This window comes from Streptomyces sp. NPDC014882, assembly GCF_043081325.1.
In the GTDB taxonomy this organism is placed as follows: domain Bacteria; phylum Actinomycetota; class Actinomycetes; order Streptomycetales; family Streptomycetaceae; genus Streptomyces.
Genome location: NZ_JBIBWL010000002.1, coordinates 326879 through 341248, shown reverse-complemented (window position 1 = coordinate 341248; position 14370 = coordinate 326879). Strand labels below are relative to the sequence as shown.

At 71.6% G+C, this 14370-nt stretch carries 11 protein-coding genes; all 11 read left to right on the top strand.

The window, feature by feature from the left end:
- The first annotated feature begins 55 nt into the window (after positions 1–55).
- The 11 genes from ACF09K_RS06060 to ACF09K_RS06010 all read left to right on the top strand — a co-directional run bounded on the left by ACF09K_RS06060 (position 56) and on the right by ACF09K_RS06010 (position 14341).
- Positions 56–1579, top strand: coding sequence for a bifunctional folylpolyglutamate synthase/dihydrofolate synthase (locus tag ACF09K_RS06060; protein WP_392241292.1), 1524 nt, complete (start codon positions 56–58; stop codon positions 1577–1579).
- 11 nt (positions 1580–1590) lie between these two features.
- Positions 1591–1956, top strand: a complete 366-nt coding sequence (locus ACF09K_RS06055; RefSeq protein WP_392241291.1) for a DUF4233 domain-containing protein — start codon at positions 1591–1593, stop codon at positions 1954–1956.
- A 64-nt stretch (positions 1957–2020) separates the two neighbouring features.
- Positions 2021–2434: a nucleoside-diphosphate kinase gene (ndk, locus tag ACF09K_RS06050; protein ID WP_363088256.1), complete on the top strand. Its 414-nt coding sequence runs from the start codon at positions 2021–2023 to the stop codon at positions 2432–2434.
- A 378-nt stretch (positions 2435–2812) separates the two neighbouring features.
- Complete coding sequence (locus ACF09K_RS06045; RefSeq protein ID WP_392241290.1) at positions 2813–3832, top strand: rod shape-determining protein; 1020 nt, start codon at positions 2813–2815, stop codon at positions 3830–3832.
- Between the two features lie 172 nt (positions 3833–4004).
- Positions 4005–4946 (top strand): rod shape-determining protein MreC, encoded by a 942-nt coding sequence (mreC, locus tag ACF09K_RS06040; RefSeq protein ID WP_392241289.1) that lies wholly within the window; start codon positions 4005–4007, stop codon positions 4944–4946.
- A 14-nt stretch (positions 4947–4960) separates the two neighbouring features.
- Entirely contained in the window at positions 4961–5632 is a 672-nt protein-coding gene (mreD, locus tag ACF09K_RS06035; RefSeq protein WP_392241288.1) for a rod shape-determining protein MreD, read from the top strand.
- Positions 5633–5946: 314 nt separating this feature from the next.
- Positions 5947–8205, top strand: coding sequence for a penicillin-binding protein 2 (mrdA, locus tag ACF09K_RS06030; RefSeq protein WP_392241287.1), 2259 nt, complete (start codon positions 5947–5949; stop codon positions 8203–8205).
- Positions 8202–9401 (top strand): rod shape-determining protein RodA, encoded by a 1200-nt coding sequence (gene rodA / locus ACF09K_RS06025; protein ID WP_392241286.1) that lies wholly within the window; start codon positions 8202–8204, stop codon positions 9399–9401. Before mrdA ends, rodA begins: the two co-directional genes overlap by 4 nt.
- Before the next feature lie 104 nt (positions 9402–9505).
- Complete coding sequence (locus ACF09K_RS06020; protein ID WP_392241285.1) at positions 9506–11056, top strand: CHAD domain-containing protein; 1551 nt, start codon at positions 9506–9508, stop codon at positions 11054–11056.
- Positions 11057–11175: 119 nt separating this feature from the next.
- Complete coding sequence (locus tag ACF09K_RS06015; RefSeq protein WP_392241284.1) at positions 11176–13101, top strand: TIGR03960 family B12-binding radical SAM protein; 1926 nt, start codon at positions 11176–11178, stop codon at positions 13099–13101.
- 175 nt (positions 13102–13276) lie between these two features.
- Positions 13277–14341, top strand: a complete 1065-nt coding sequence (locus ACF09K_RS06010; RefSeq protein WP_392241283.1) for a hypothetical protein — start codon at positions 13277–13279, stop codon at positions 14339–14341.
- Positions 14342–14370: the final 29 nt, after the last annotated feature.

The following is a 14370-nucleotide window of genomic DNA, read 5'->3' as shown; positions in this document are numbered from 1 at the left end:
ACAGCTCCGGGGGCCTTCGCCCGCCTTCGTCGGTGGTCGTCCGTAGACTGGCCCCGTGAGCGAGCTCCCCCCCAACGGCAACGACGACGACCAGCCCGATGCCCTCGACTCCTTCGAGGAGATCATCGCGGCCGAGACCGACCGCGACCCCGACCTCGCGGTGATCGAGGCCGGCAGCCGCACCCTGCGCACCCTGGGCGGCCCGCCCGAGTCCGACGTGCCCGCCCGGCCCGCGGACCCCGAGGTCGACAAGGCCCTGCGCGAGGTCGAGGCGGAGCTGGCCACCCGCTGGGGCGAGACCAAGCTGGAGCCGTCCGTCGCCAGGATCGCCGCCCTCATGGACGTCCTGGGCGAACCGCAGCGGGCCTACCCCGCCGTCCACATCACGGGGACGAACGGCAAGACCTCCACCGCCCGCATGATCGAGGCCCTCCTCGGCGCCTTCGACCTGCGCACCGGGCGGTACACCTCCCCGCACGTGCAGTCGATCACCGAGCGCGTCAGCCTCGACGGCGCCCCCGTCTCCGCCGAACGCTTCATCGAGACCTACCACGACATCAAGCCGTACGTGGAGATGGTCGACGCGGCCCAGGAGTACCGGCTGTCCTTCTTCGAGGTGCTCACCGGCATGGCGTACGCCGCCTTCGCCGACGCCCCCGTGGACGTGGCCGTCGTGGAGGTGGGCATGGGCGGTTCCTGGGACGCCACCAACGTGATCGACGGGGACGTCGCCGTCGTCACCCCCATCGACCTCGACCACACCGACCGGCTCGGCGGGACGCCCGCCGAGATCGCCGCGGAGAAGAGCGGGATCATCAAGCGGGGCGCGACCGTGATCCTCGCCCAGCAGCCCGTCGACGCCGCCCAGGTCCTGCTGAAGAAGGCCGTCGAGGTGGACGCCACGGTCGCCCGCGAGGGCCTGGAGTTCGGGGTCGTCTCCCGCCAGGTCGCCGTCGGCGGGCAGCTGCTCACCCTGCGCGGCGTCGGCGGCGAGTACCCCGACGTGTACCTCCCGCTGCACGGCCCCTACCAGGCGCACAACGCGGCCGTGGCCCTCGCCGCCGTCGAGGCGTTCTTCGGCGTGGGCGCCCAGCGGCCCGAACCGCTGGACATCGACACCGTGCGCAAGGCCTTCGCGGCCGTGTCGGCGCCGGGCCGCCTGGAGGTCGTCCGGCGCTCCCCGACCGTCGTGCTCGACGCCGCCCACAACCCGGCCGGCGCCCGCGCCACCGCCGAGGCGGTCGGCGAGGCCTTCGACTTCAGCCGGCTGATCGGCGTGGTCGGCGCCAGCGGCGACAAGAACGTGCGAGGGCTGCTCGAGGCCTTCGAGCCGATCTTCGCCGAGGTCGTCGTCACCCGGAACACCAGCCACCGCGCCATGGACGTGGACGAGCTGGCCGCGATCGCCGTCGAGGTGTTCGGCGAGGAACGCGTCCAGGTCGAGCCGCGGCTGCCCGACGCCCTGGAGGCGGCGATCACGCTCGCCGAGGAGGAGGGCGAGTTCGCCGGCGGCGGCGTCCTGGTCACCGGTTCCGTCATCACCGTCGGGGAAGCCCGGCTGCTCCTGGGGAAGGGCTGAGGTCTCCCACCATGCGTACGCTCTGTTCCTCCACCCTGATCGGCGAGTTCTTCATCATCGGCTTCGCCGGTCTGGTCGCCATGAAGGACGCCGACCTCACCACGTCCACGGTGTGGACGGTGTGCGGCATCGCCATGTTCCTCTGCGTGCTGCTGTGCGCCGTGGTCACCCGGCCCGGCGGAGTCGCCCTCGGCTGGGCGCTCCAGGTCGCCCTCGTCCTCAGCGGCTTCGTCGTGCCGATGATGTTCATCCTCGGCGTGCTCTTCGGGGCCCTGTGGTGGGCGTCGGTGCACTACGGGCGCAAGATCGACGAGGCGAAGGCGAGGTTCGCCGCGCAGGCCGCCGCCTCCCCCTCGGGCACCGCTGACGCTGTGTGACAGGGGCTCGGACACGCCCTGTAGCCTCGTCCCACCGCACACCGGCACCAGAAGGAGTCACCCCGTGAGCCAGCGCACCCTCGTCCTCCTCAAGCCCGACGCCGTCCGTCGTGGCCTGACCGGCGAGATCATCAGCCGTATCGAGCGCAAGGCCGGCTGGCAGATCACCGCGCTGGAACTGCGCACCCTGGACCAGGACACCCTGGAGCAGCACTACGGCGAGCACAAGGGCAAGCCCTTCTACGAGCCGCTGGTGGAGTTCATGTCCTCCGGGCCGGTCGTCGCCCTGATCGTCGAGGGCGAGCGGGTCATCGAGGGCGTGCGCGCCCTGGCCGGTCCGACCGACCCGATCGCCGCCGCGCCCGGCTCCATCCGGGGGGACTTCGGCGTGATCGTCCGCGAGAACCTCATCCACGCCTCCGACTCCGAGGAGTCCGCCGAGCGCGAGGTGAAGATCTTCTTCCCCGGGCGCGCCTGATCCGGGAGCGGCCGGGCGAACCGAGCGAACCGGGCGGTTCCGAACCGCCCGGCGGTGCTCCCCGGCCCCGCCGGACGCGGAGGTTTCAAGAATTTTTCTGAGGGTCCGTCACCTCGCCCCGTCGCCCGACCAGGGACGGCCGTACGATTTCGGCCGTCCCTCGGCATATGCGTGCCGATCGGGGGAACGCGGGCCCCCGATGGCCCGTCTCCACAAGCGGGGCGCCGCGGCATCTGCTGACAATGGCGAAGACCCTCGCGCAGTGTTCGTGCAGGCGCGTCTACGATGTAAGCCTTCACGTCACAGCGCCCACCTCGCCGACCTGAAAAGCCCTCACGAGCTCACGGGAAGGCCAGTCGAATCCTGATGGGGAACTCAATGTCGTTCATCGGCCGTGACATGGCTGTCGACCTCGGGACCGCCAACACGCTGGTGTACGTCAGGGGTCGTGGGATCGTACTCAACGAGCCGTCCGTCGTCGCGATCAACACCAACACCGGTGGCATCCTCGCGGTCGGCGCCGAAGCGAAGAAGATGATCGGACGGACCCCTGGCAACATTGTCGCCGTGCGTCCGCTGAAGGACGGCGTCATCGCCGACTTCGAGATCACCGAGCGGATGCTCCGCTACTTCATCCTGAAGATCCACAAGCGGCGTTACCTGGCCAGGCCGCGCGTCGTCGTCTGCGTGCCCTCCGGCATCACCGGCGTCGAGCGCCGCGCCGTCATCGAGGCGTCGACCCAGGCCGGCGCCCGGCAGGTGCACATCATCGAGGAGCCCATGGCCGCCGCCATCGGCTCCGGCCTGCCGGTCCACGAGGCCACGGGCAACATGGTGGTGGACATCGGCGGCGGCACCACGGAGGTCGCGGTCATCTCGCTCGGCGGCATCGTCACCGCCCAGTCCATCCGCGTCGCGGGCGACGAGCTGGACAACGCGATCATCCAGCACATCAAGAAGGAGTACAGCCTCCTCCTCGGTGAGCGGTCGGCGGAGCAGATCAAGATCACGATCGGTTCGGCGTACGAGCTCGAATCCGACGAGCACACCGAGATCCGCGGCCGGGACCTCGTCTCCGGGCTGCCCAAGACCGTCGTCATCTCGGCCGCCGAGGTGCGCAAGGCGATCGAGGAGCCCGTCAACGCGATCGTCGACGCCGTGAAGACCACCCTCGACAAGTGCCCGCCGGAGCTGTCCGGCGACATCATGGACCGCGGGATCGTCCTGACCGGCGGCGGAGCCCTGCTGCGCGGGCTGGACGAGCGGCTGCGCCGGGAGACCGGCATGCCCATCCACATCGCCGAGGACCCGCTGGACAGCGTGGCGCTCGGATCCGGCAAGTGCGTCGAGGAGTTCGAGGCGCTCCAGCAGGTCCTGGACGCCGCGCCCCGCAGATGACCTGACGCCTCGATTCCGCCGTACGGGACGATCACCTCTCGTGCGGCGGATCGTCGGTACCGAGGCATGAGATCCTCAAGCCTCCCCCCGAGCACCGCACACCGCGCCCCCGGATCTTCCCGGGGCCATCCGAATTCCCGCATTCCTATGAGGAAGGGCACGGCCGCCGCACGTGAGGGACACACGAGAGAGCCGGCTGCTCCTGGTGCTGCTGATCGCCGTCGCGTTCGCGCTGATCACGGTGGACATCCGCGGCGGGGAGGACTCCCCGGTCGACGGTGCCCGGCAGGCCGCGGCCGCGGCCTTCGGGCCGGTCGAGGACGGGGTGGCGTCGGCGGTGGACCCCGTCGGCGACGCCGTCTCCGCCGTACGCGACTCCGGTGAGCGCCACGACCGGCTCGCCGTGCTGGAGAAGGAGAACGCCGCGCTCAAGGCGAAACTCGGCAGCGACGACCGCAACCGCAGCCGGCTGGCGCAGCTCGACAAGATCCTCAAGACCGCCGGCGCCGGCCAGTACGGCATCAAGGGCGCCGAGGTCATCGCGATCGGAGCGGCCCAGGGCTTCTCCTGGACCGTCACCATCGACGTCGGCGCCGACGACGGCATCAGGCGCGACATGACGGTCCTCAACGGCGACGGACTGGTCGGGCGGGTCACCACCGTCGGACCGGACACCGCCACCGTCCTGCTCGCCAGCGACCCCGACTTCACCGTCGGCACCCGCATGGAGGCCTCCGACGAGCTGGGCTTCGCCTCCGGACAGGGCGACCGCCCGCTGCGCGTCGAACTCCTCAACGGCAAGGCCGAGGTGAAGAAGGGCGACCGCCTGGTCACCTTCGGCTCGCAGGCCGACAAGCCGTTCGTACCCGGCGTGCCGGTCGGCGTGGTCTCCCGCGTCGACCCGTCCGGCGGCGACCTCACCCGCACCCTCTACGTCACGCCGTACGTCAGCTTCACCAAGCTCGACATCGTCGGCGTCGTCGTCGAGGCCCCGAAGAAGGACCCGCGCGACACCGTGCTGCCCACCAAGCCCAAGCCGGTCCCCACGCCGACGGTGACCGTCACGGTCACCCCGAACGCGAACGCACCCGTCGAAGGCCAGGAAGAGCAGTAGGAGCTGACTACCCCATGCGCGTCAACCGGATCCTGCTCTCCGTCCCGCTGATCATCGTCGCCCTGGTGATCCAGGTGAGCGTCCTCGCCCGCCTGCACCTGCCCGGCGCCGTCCCCGACCTGCTGCTCCTCACCGTCCTGGGCCTCGCCCTGGTCTACGGCCACGTCGGCGGCGCCCTCATCGGCTTCGGCGCCGGACTGCTCGCCGACCTCGCCCCGCCCGCCGACCACGCCGCCGGGCGCTACGCCCTCGTGCTGTGCGTCATCGGCTACCTCGCCGGGCTCGTCAAGCCGGAGAACGGCCGCATCAAGTCGGCCACCGGCCCGATGCTCGTCGTGGTCGCCGCCGCGATCGGCTCCACCCTGCTGTACGCCGGTGTCGGCGCCCTCGTCGGCGACACCGCCGCCCGCCACGTCGGCCTCACCGGCCTGCTGTTCTCGGCGGCCCTGTACGACCTGCTGCTCGCCCCCTTCGTCGTGCCGGGCGTGATGTTCCTGGCCCGGCGCGCGGACAACGACCCGCTCGCCGAGACCAACGCCGCCGCCACGTCGCCCGACATCTCCTCCGGGTGGCTCTCCTCCGGCACCGGCCTGCGGATCGGCGGCCGGCGCGGCGGCCTGAAGACGAAGGTGGCCCGCTCCCGGACGGCCCGTGCCGGGCGCATCAAGGGGGTCAAGCGGCTGTGAACGCGGGGGAGCCGAGGACGGGTGACGGCGGCGGTCGTGTCCCGTGTGCGGACGACGCCGCGGGGCACGGTGCGGGCGGCGGCACGGGCCGTGTCCCGCGAGCGGGTGACGCCCGCGGGTTCACCCGGACGGGGTCGCCGCGGCGGAACGGGGCCTCACAGGCGGATCGTTCATCATGCGTACGCACACCCGCAGGCACACGCACACCCACAGACACATCCACACCCGCACCCACGTCCACAGGCACATCCACACCCACAGGCACTCGCATCCGGGCACACGCGTCCGCGCACTGAGAGGGGGAGACCGCCGCAGTGACCAACATTCCCGAGACCGGGAGGACCCCACGGGTCCAGATCCGGCTCGTCGTGATCCAGATCCTCGTCCTCTCCCTCCTCGGCACCCTCGGCGGCCGGCTGTGGTACCTCCAGATCCGTGAGGGCGCGGAGTACGCCAAGGAGGCCTCCGGCAACCACGTCCAGCAGGTCGTCGAGCCCGCCGTGCGCGGCTCCATCCTGGACGCCCGGGGAGTCCCCCTCGCGGACAACGAGACACGGCTCGTCGTCTCCGCCTCCCGCACCGAGCTGCTGAAGCAGAAGGACGACGGCAAGGCCGTCCTGTCCAAGCTCGCCGGCGTCCTCGGCATGACCGCCGAGGACGTCACGCTGAAGGTCCGGCTGTGCGACGCGGAGACCCCCCAGCCCTGCTGGAACGGCTCGCCCTACCAGCCCATCCCCATCACCGACGAGGCCACACCCAAGCAGGCCCTCCAGATCCGCGAGCGCGCCGAGGACTTCCCCGGCATCACCGCCGAACCCGAGGCCGTCCGCCGCTACGCGAGCCCCGGCGCGGCCAACACCGCCCAGGTCCTCGGCTACCTCTCCCCGGTCACCGACGAGGAGATCACCAAGGCCCAGGACACCGACTCGCCCTTCCTGCGCTCCGACCAGGTCGGCCGGTCCGGTCTGGAGCGCCAGTACGACAAGGAACTGCGCGGCAAGGCCGGCGTCACCCGCTACGAGGTCGACAACCTCGGCCGGGTCATCGGCGAGGCCGAGGCCGACCCGGCGCAGCCCGGCTCCAACCTCGTCACCAGCATCGACGCCCGCGTCCAGCGGGTCGCCGAGTACGAGCTGAACGAGGCGATGAAGGAAGCCCGCAAGCAGTTCGACAAGAACACCAACGAAAACTACAAGGCCGACGCGGGCGCGGTCGTCGTGATGGAGGCCAGGACCGGCCGCGTGGTCGCCATGGCGTCCAATCCGAACTACGACCCCAACGCCTGGGTGGGCGGGATCTCCGCCAAGGACTACAAGAAGCTCACCGGCAAGTCCTCCAACTACCCGCTGCTCAACCGGGCCATACAGGGTCAGGCGGCCCCCGGCTCGATCTTCAAGGTGGTCTCCACGGCCGCCGCGGTCCAGGCGGGGTACGACTTCGACGGGCGGTACAACTGCTCCAGCTCGTACTCGGTCGGCGGCCAGGTCTTCAAGAACTTCGAGTCCCAGAACCACGGCCCGATCACCCTCGGCCGCGCCCTGGAGGTCTCCTGCGACACCGTCTTCTACTCCCTCGCCCACCAGCAGTGGCAGAAGGACGGCGGCATCGACCCCAAGGGCAAGCCGAAGGACTACTTCTACAAGACCGCCCACCAGTTCGGCCTCGGCAAGGAGACCGGCATCGACCTCCCCAACGAGGTCAGCGGCCGCGTCCCCGACCGTCAGTGGAAGCAGTCCTACTGGGACGCCAACAAGGACGGCTGGTGCAAGACCGGCAAGAAGGACGGCAGCTACGTCGAGAAGATCGCGTACGAGAACTGCCTCGAGGGCAACAAGATGCGCGCCGGTGACGAGATCAACTACTCCATCGGCCAGGGCGACACCCTGGTGACCCCCGTTCAGATGGCCACCATCTACGCGGCCATCGCCAACGGCGGCACCCTGTACGACCCCACGGTCGGCAAGGCCGTCGTCAGCCCCGACGGCAAGACGGTCCGGGAGATCGAGCCGAAGGCGCACGGCAAACTGCCCGTCACCAAGCAGACCCTGGCCCAGATGGACGAGGCCCTCGCCGGCGTGGCCACCCGCGGTACGGCGGCCTGGCGCTTCGGCGGCTGGCCGCAGGACAAGATCGAGATGCACGCCAAGACCGGTACCGCCGAGGTCTACGGCAAGCAGACGACGTCCTGGTTCGCCACGTACACCAAGGACTACTCGATCGTGATGACGATCTCCCAGGGCGGTACGGGTTCCGGGGCCTCCGGCCCGGCCGTGCGGAACATATACGACGCCCTGTACGGCGTCTCCGACGACGGCGTGATCAACGAGAAGAACGCCCTGCTGCCCACCCCGCAGAAGACCCTGCCGAAGATCAAGACGGACGGCACCATCGCGTCCCCGAAGATCTCCAAGGACCCGGCGAAGGAACAGCAGAAGTACCAGAAGGCCACCGGGACCGCCACCCCCGCCCCGGACGGGACGCAGCAGGGAGCGACCACCGCCTCACCCGAGGCCACCAACCGTGACACGCGGCGGCGAGGACGCCGGCGGGGAAGCCGGAGGAAGTGCACATGAGCGGCGCGAACGGCTTCTCCGTCTCCGGGTACGGACCCGAACGGGCCGGCTGGACGCGGCTCTTCGCCCGCGACTCGCTGGCGCGGCGCCTGGACTGGCCGATACTGCTGGCGGCGGTCGCGCTGTCGCTGATCGGCTCCCTGCTGGTGTACTCGGCGACCCGCAACCGCACCGAGATCAACCAGGGCGACCCGTACTTCTTCCTGCTGCGGCACCTGCTGAACACCGGCATCGGGTTCGCCCTGATGATCGGCACGGTCTGGCTCGGCCACCGCACGCTGCGCAACGCCGTACCGGTCCTGTACGGCCTGTCGGTCCTGCTGATCCTGCTGGTGCTCACCCCGCTCGGCTCCACCGTCAACGGCGCGCACTCCTGGATCCAGCTCGGCGGCGGCTTCTCGCTCCAGCCCTCGGAGTTCGTGAAGATCACGATCATCCTGGGCATGGCCATGCTGCTGGCGGCCCGGGTCGACGCCGGCGACAAGCTCTACCCCGACCACCGCACGGTCCTCCAGGCACTCGGCCTGGCCGCCGTACCGATGCTGGTCGTCATGCTGATGCCCGACCTCGGGTCGGTCATGGTCATGGTCATCATCGTGCTGGGCGTGCTGCTGGCCTCCGGCGCCTCCAACCGGTGGGTCTTCGGGCTGCTCGGGGCGGGCGCCGCCGGCGCGCTCGCCGTCTGGCAGCTGCACATCCTGGACGACTACCAGATCGCCCGCTTCGCGGCCTTCGCCAACCCCAGCCTCGACCCCGCCGGTGTCGGCTACAACACCAACCAGGCGCGCATCGCCATCGGCTCGGGCGGGCTGACCGGGTCCGGGCTGTTCGAGGGCTCGCAGACGACCGGCCAGTTCGTGCCCGAACAGCAGACGGACTTCGTGTTCACCGTCGCCGGCGAGGAACTGGGCTTCGTCGGCGGCGGCCTCATCATCGTGCTGCTCGGCGTCGTCCTGTGGCGGGCCTGCCGCATCGCCCGCGAGACGACCGAGCTGTACGGCACGATCGTCGCCGCCGGGATAGTCGCCTGGTTCGCCTTCCAGTCGTTCGAGAACATCGGCATGACCCTCGGCATCATGCCGGTCACCGGCCTGCCCCTGCCGTTCGTCTCCTACGGCGGCACGTCGATGTTCGCGGTGTGGGTGGCGGTCGGACTGCTGCAGTCGATCCGGGTCCAGCGGCCCATGTCGGCCTGAGCGGCCCGCACCGCGCCCCCGTCCGCGCCCCGGGCCCGCACGCGGAGGAAGTCGAGCCCGGTCGGCCCTGCCGGTCCGGGCTCGACCGCCACTAGATTCGGGTCATGACGGAGACGAAACGCGAGGTCGAGCGCAAGTACGCATCCGACGGCGGCGGGCTGCCCGACCTGACGGGCCTCGCCGGGGTCGCCGCCGTCCTCGACAAGGGCGTCACCGAACTGGACGCCACCTACTACGACACCGCCGACGCGCGGCTCCTCGCCGCCTCCCTCACCCTGCGGCGACGCACCGGCGGCTCCGACGCGGGCTGGCACCTGAAGTTCCCCGTCGCCCCCGGCGTCCGCGACGAGATCCGGGCACCGCTGTCCGACACCCTCCCGCCCGCCCTCGCCGGCCTGGTCCGCTCCCGCGTGCGGGACGCCGAGCTGGTACCGGTCGTCCGGCTCCGCTCCGCCCGCGACGTCCGCGAACTGGTCGACGCCGAGGGCCGGCTGCTCGCCGAGGTCAGCGCGGACGCGGTGCGCGCCGACCGGCTGACCGGGGACGGCGGCTCCGCCCGCTGGACCGAGATCGAGGTGGAACTCGCCGACGGCGGCGACCCCGCTTTCCTCGACGAGGTGGAGACGCGGCTGCGCGGGGCGGGCGTACGGCCGTCCGGGTCGGCGTCGAAGCTGGCGCGCGCCCTGGCGGAGACGGAACCGCGCCGGAGGAAGAACGGCGGACCGAAGCGGAAACCGCAGGCCGACGGCAGGCGCGCCACCGGCGAGACCGCCTCCGGCGCCGAGGCGACCGCCGGGGAGCACGTCCTGGCGTACCTGCGCACCCAGCGGGACGCGATCGTCGCACTGGATCCGGCCGTCCGCCGGGAACTGCCCGACTCGGTGCACGGCATGCGCGTCGCCACCCGCCGGACGCGCAGCGCCCTCCGCTCCTACGCCAAGGTCCTCGACCGCACGGTCACCGACCCGCTCGGCGGGGAATTGAAGTGGCTCGCCGCGGAACTGGGCGTGGACCGCGACCAGGAGGTGCTCACCGACCGGCTGACGACCGTCCTGGACGCCCTGCCGCGCCCCCTGGTGGTCGGCCCCGTCCGCAAACGGCTCCGCACCTGGGCGCGGGCCGGCGGCGGCGGCTCACGCCGACGCCTGATCGCCGTACTGGACGGCGCGCGGTACCTGGCGCTGCTGGACGCGCTGGACCGGCTGGTCGGCGAACCGCCCCTGCTGCCGGCCGCCGCGGGCGCTCCGGAGAAGGTGCTCGCCAAGGCCGTGCGCAAGGACTTCGCGCGGGTCGCCGCGCTGGTCGAGGAGGCGCTCGCACAGCCGCCGGGCACCGGCCGGGACCTGGCCCTGCACGAGGCCCGCAAGAAGGCCAAGCGGACCCGCTACTGCGCCGAGGCCGCCGCGCCGGCGCTCGGCGCGCCCGCCGCCGACCTGGTCCGCCACATGAAGTCCCTCCAGAACCTGCTCGGCGACCACCAGGACAGCGTGATGGCCCGCGCGGCCCTGCGCGACCTCGCCGCCCGGGCGCACGCGGCGGGGGAGAGCGCCTTCACCTACGGACTGCTCCACGGCAGGGAGGAACGCCGGGCGGAACTGGCGGAGGCGGCGCTGCCGCGGGCGTGGGAGACGATCGGCACGGCGCCGGCGGTCTGAGCCGCCGGGATCTTCCGGCGTTCGGGGACGCCCCGGGAGCGGGTTAGTCTAGATGGTCACCCTCCCCCAGCCCCTCCGGCCGGGGGTGCCCCCAGCCAGCTCACGAAGGTAACCTCGCGATGTCTGTCGAGTCGGTCTTCCCGCAGCTCGAAGCTCTGCTCCCGCACGTGCAGAAGCCGATCCAGTACGTCGGCGGCGAACTCAACTCCACGGTCAAGCCCTGGGAGTCCTGCGACGTCCGCTGGGCGCTGATGTACCCGGACGCGTACGAGGTCGGGCTCCCCAACCAGGGCGTCATGATCCTCTACGAGGTCCTCAACGAGCAGGAGGGCGTCCTCGCCGAGCGCACGTACAGCGTGTGGCCGGACCTGGAGGCCCTGATGCGCGAGCACCGCGTCCCCCAGTTCACCGTGGACAGCCACCGCCCGGTGAAGGCCTTCGACGTGTTCGGCCTGTCCTTCTCCACCGAGCTGGGCTACACGAACATGCTGACCGCGCTGGACCTGGCGGGCATCCCGCTGGAGTCCCGGGACCGCGGTCTCGACGACCCGATCGTGCTGGCCGGCGGCCACGCGGCCTTCAACCCCGAGCCGATCGCCGACTTCATCGACGCGGCGGTCATCGGCGACGGCGAGCAGGCCGTGCTCGACATGACGAGGATCGTCCGGGAGTGGAAGGCCGAGGGCCGGCCGGGCGGCCGCGAGGAGGTCCTCTTCCGCCTGGCGAAGACCGGCGGCGTGTACATCCCGCGTTTCTACGACGTCGAGTACCTGCCGGACGGCCGCATCGCCCGCGTCGTGCCCAACCGGTCCGGCGTCCCGTGGCGGGTGTCCAAGCACACCGTCATGGACCTCGACGAGTGGCCGTACCCGAAGCAGCCCCTCGTCCCGCTCGCCGAGACGGTGCACGAGCGGATGTCGGTGGAGATCTTCCGCGGCTGCACCCGCGGCTGCCGCTTCTGCCAGGCCGGCATGATCACCCGCCCGGTCCGCGAGCGCTCCATCACCGGCATCGGCGAGATGGTGGAGAAGGGCCTGAAGGCGACCGGCTTCGAGGAGGTCGGCCTGCTGTCGCTGTCCTCCGCGGACCACAGCGAGATCGGCGACGTCGCCAAGGGCCTCGCGGACCGCTACGAGGAAGACAAGATCGGCCTCTCGCTGCCCTCGACCCGCGTGGACGCCTTCAACGTCGACCTGGCCAACGAGCTGACGCGCAACGGCCGCCGGTCCGGCCTCACCTTCGCCCCCGAGGGCGGCTCCGAGCGCATGCGCAAGGTCATCAACAAGATGGTCTCGGAAGAGGACCTGATCCGCACCGTCGCCACCGCGTACGGCAACGGCTGGCGCCAGGTGAAGCTGTACTTCATGTGCGGTCTGCCGACGGAGACCGACGAGGACGTCCTGCAGATCGCCGACATGGCGACCCGCGTCATCCAGAAGGGCCGCGAGGTCTCCGGCGCCAACGACATCCGCTGCACGGTCTCCATCGGCGGCTTCGTGCCCAAGCCGCACACCCCCTTCCAGTGGGCGCCGCAGCTCTCCGCCGAGGAGACGGACGCCCGCCTGGAGAAGCTCCGCGACAAGATCCGCGGCGACAAGAAGTACGGCCGCTCGATCGGCTTCCGCTACCACGACGGCAAGCCCGGCATCGTCGAGGGCCTGCTGTCCCGCGGCGACCGCCGCATCGGCGCCGTCATCCGCGCCGTCTACGAGGACGGCGGCCGCTTCGACGGCTGGCGCGAACACTTCTCCTACGACCGCTGGATGAGCTGCGCCGACAAGGCCCTGGCCCCCCTCGGCGTGGACGTCGACTGGTACACCACCCGGGAGCGCGGCTACGAGGAGGTCCTGCCCTGGGACCACCTGGACTCCGGCCTCGACAAGGACTGGCTCTGGGAGGACTGGCAGGACGCCCTCGACGAGACGGAGGTCGAGGACTGCCGCTGGACGCCGTGCTTCGACTGCGGCGTGTGTCCTGCCATGGACACCTCCATCCAGATCGGCCCCACGGGCAAGAAGCTGCTGCCGCTGACGGTCGTGAAGTAGCGGCACCGCGCGGGGGAGGGCCCGGTGGCACCGGACGGTGCGGCCGGGCCCTCTCGCGTGCGTGGGCGGGCGCGTCGGGCGGCCGACGGCGCCGGGCCCGCGGGCGGCGGCGCGCGGCCGGGGACGCGCGGGGGACACACGGATCCGTACGGGCCGCCGCGGCGTCCTCATGGGTATGGACCTCGACGAACCGTCCGGTGAACCCCCCGTCCGGCAGCCCGCGCCGCAGCAGCCCGAGGGGTGTCTCGTCGTCGCGATCAGGCTGCCCGTGCGGATCGTCGCCCTCGTACTGGTCCTGCCGGTGCGCATGGCGTGGGACGCGCTCGTCGTCGCCGGCCGCCTCCTGAACGACATCCTGCTGCGTCCGCTCGGCCGGGCCCTGCTGTGGCTGGGCAGGATCCTGGTGGTCCTGCCCCTGGCGGGCCTGTGGCGGTACGCCGTCGTCCCCCTCGGCAAGGCCCTGGCCCTGCTGGTGAGAGTGCTGGTCCTGGCCCCGCCGGTGTGGTGCCACCGCCACCTCCTCACCCCCGTCGGCCACGCCCTGGCCTGGCTGTACGCGCACGTCCTCACCCCCGCGGCCGTCGGTCTGGGCGCTGCCCTGGCCTGGCTGGCGCGGTACCTGGTCGCCGTACCCGCCCGTCGGCTGTACGCCTGGGTCCTCGCCCCCGCCGGGCGGGCGATCGCCTGGTGCGTGCGGGGGGTGTGGCGGCTGCTCGTCCTGCTCGTCACGGGGATCGGCCGGGTCCTGCACCTGGTCGCCCGCGTCCTCCGCGTCCTCGTCGTGCTCGTGACGCTGCCCGCGTCGGCCCTGTGGCGGTGGGTCCTCGCGCCGGCCGGCCGGGTCCTCGCCGCCGTCGGACGGGAGGTGGGGGACGCCCTGCAGCACGCCTGGCGGATCGCCGGACACCTCTCGCTCGCCGCCGGACGGATCCTCGGGACCCTCCTGCGGTGGATCTTCGTGGAGCCGGCGCGCCGGCTGTACCGCCGGGTGCTGACGCCGGTCGGGCACCTCGTCCGCGACGTCGTGCTGCGGCCCGCCGCCGAGGCCGCGCGCGCCGCCGGCCGCACCGGACGACAGGCCCTGGCCGCCGCCCGCGCGTCCGTGCGGCAGGCGCGCGCCGACGTGCGGCGGCTGCTGTTCGGCGGGCCCCGGCAGCCGCAGCCCGTGGCCCGGCGGGAACCTTCCGGGCGCGGGACACGTACTCTTGATAGCAGTACGACCGCTCTCACGAAGGACTGAACGACACTGGGCAAGCGACAGCCCGAAGG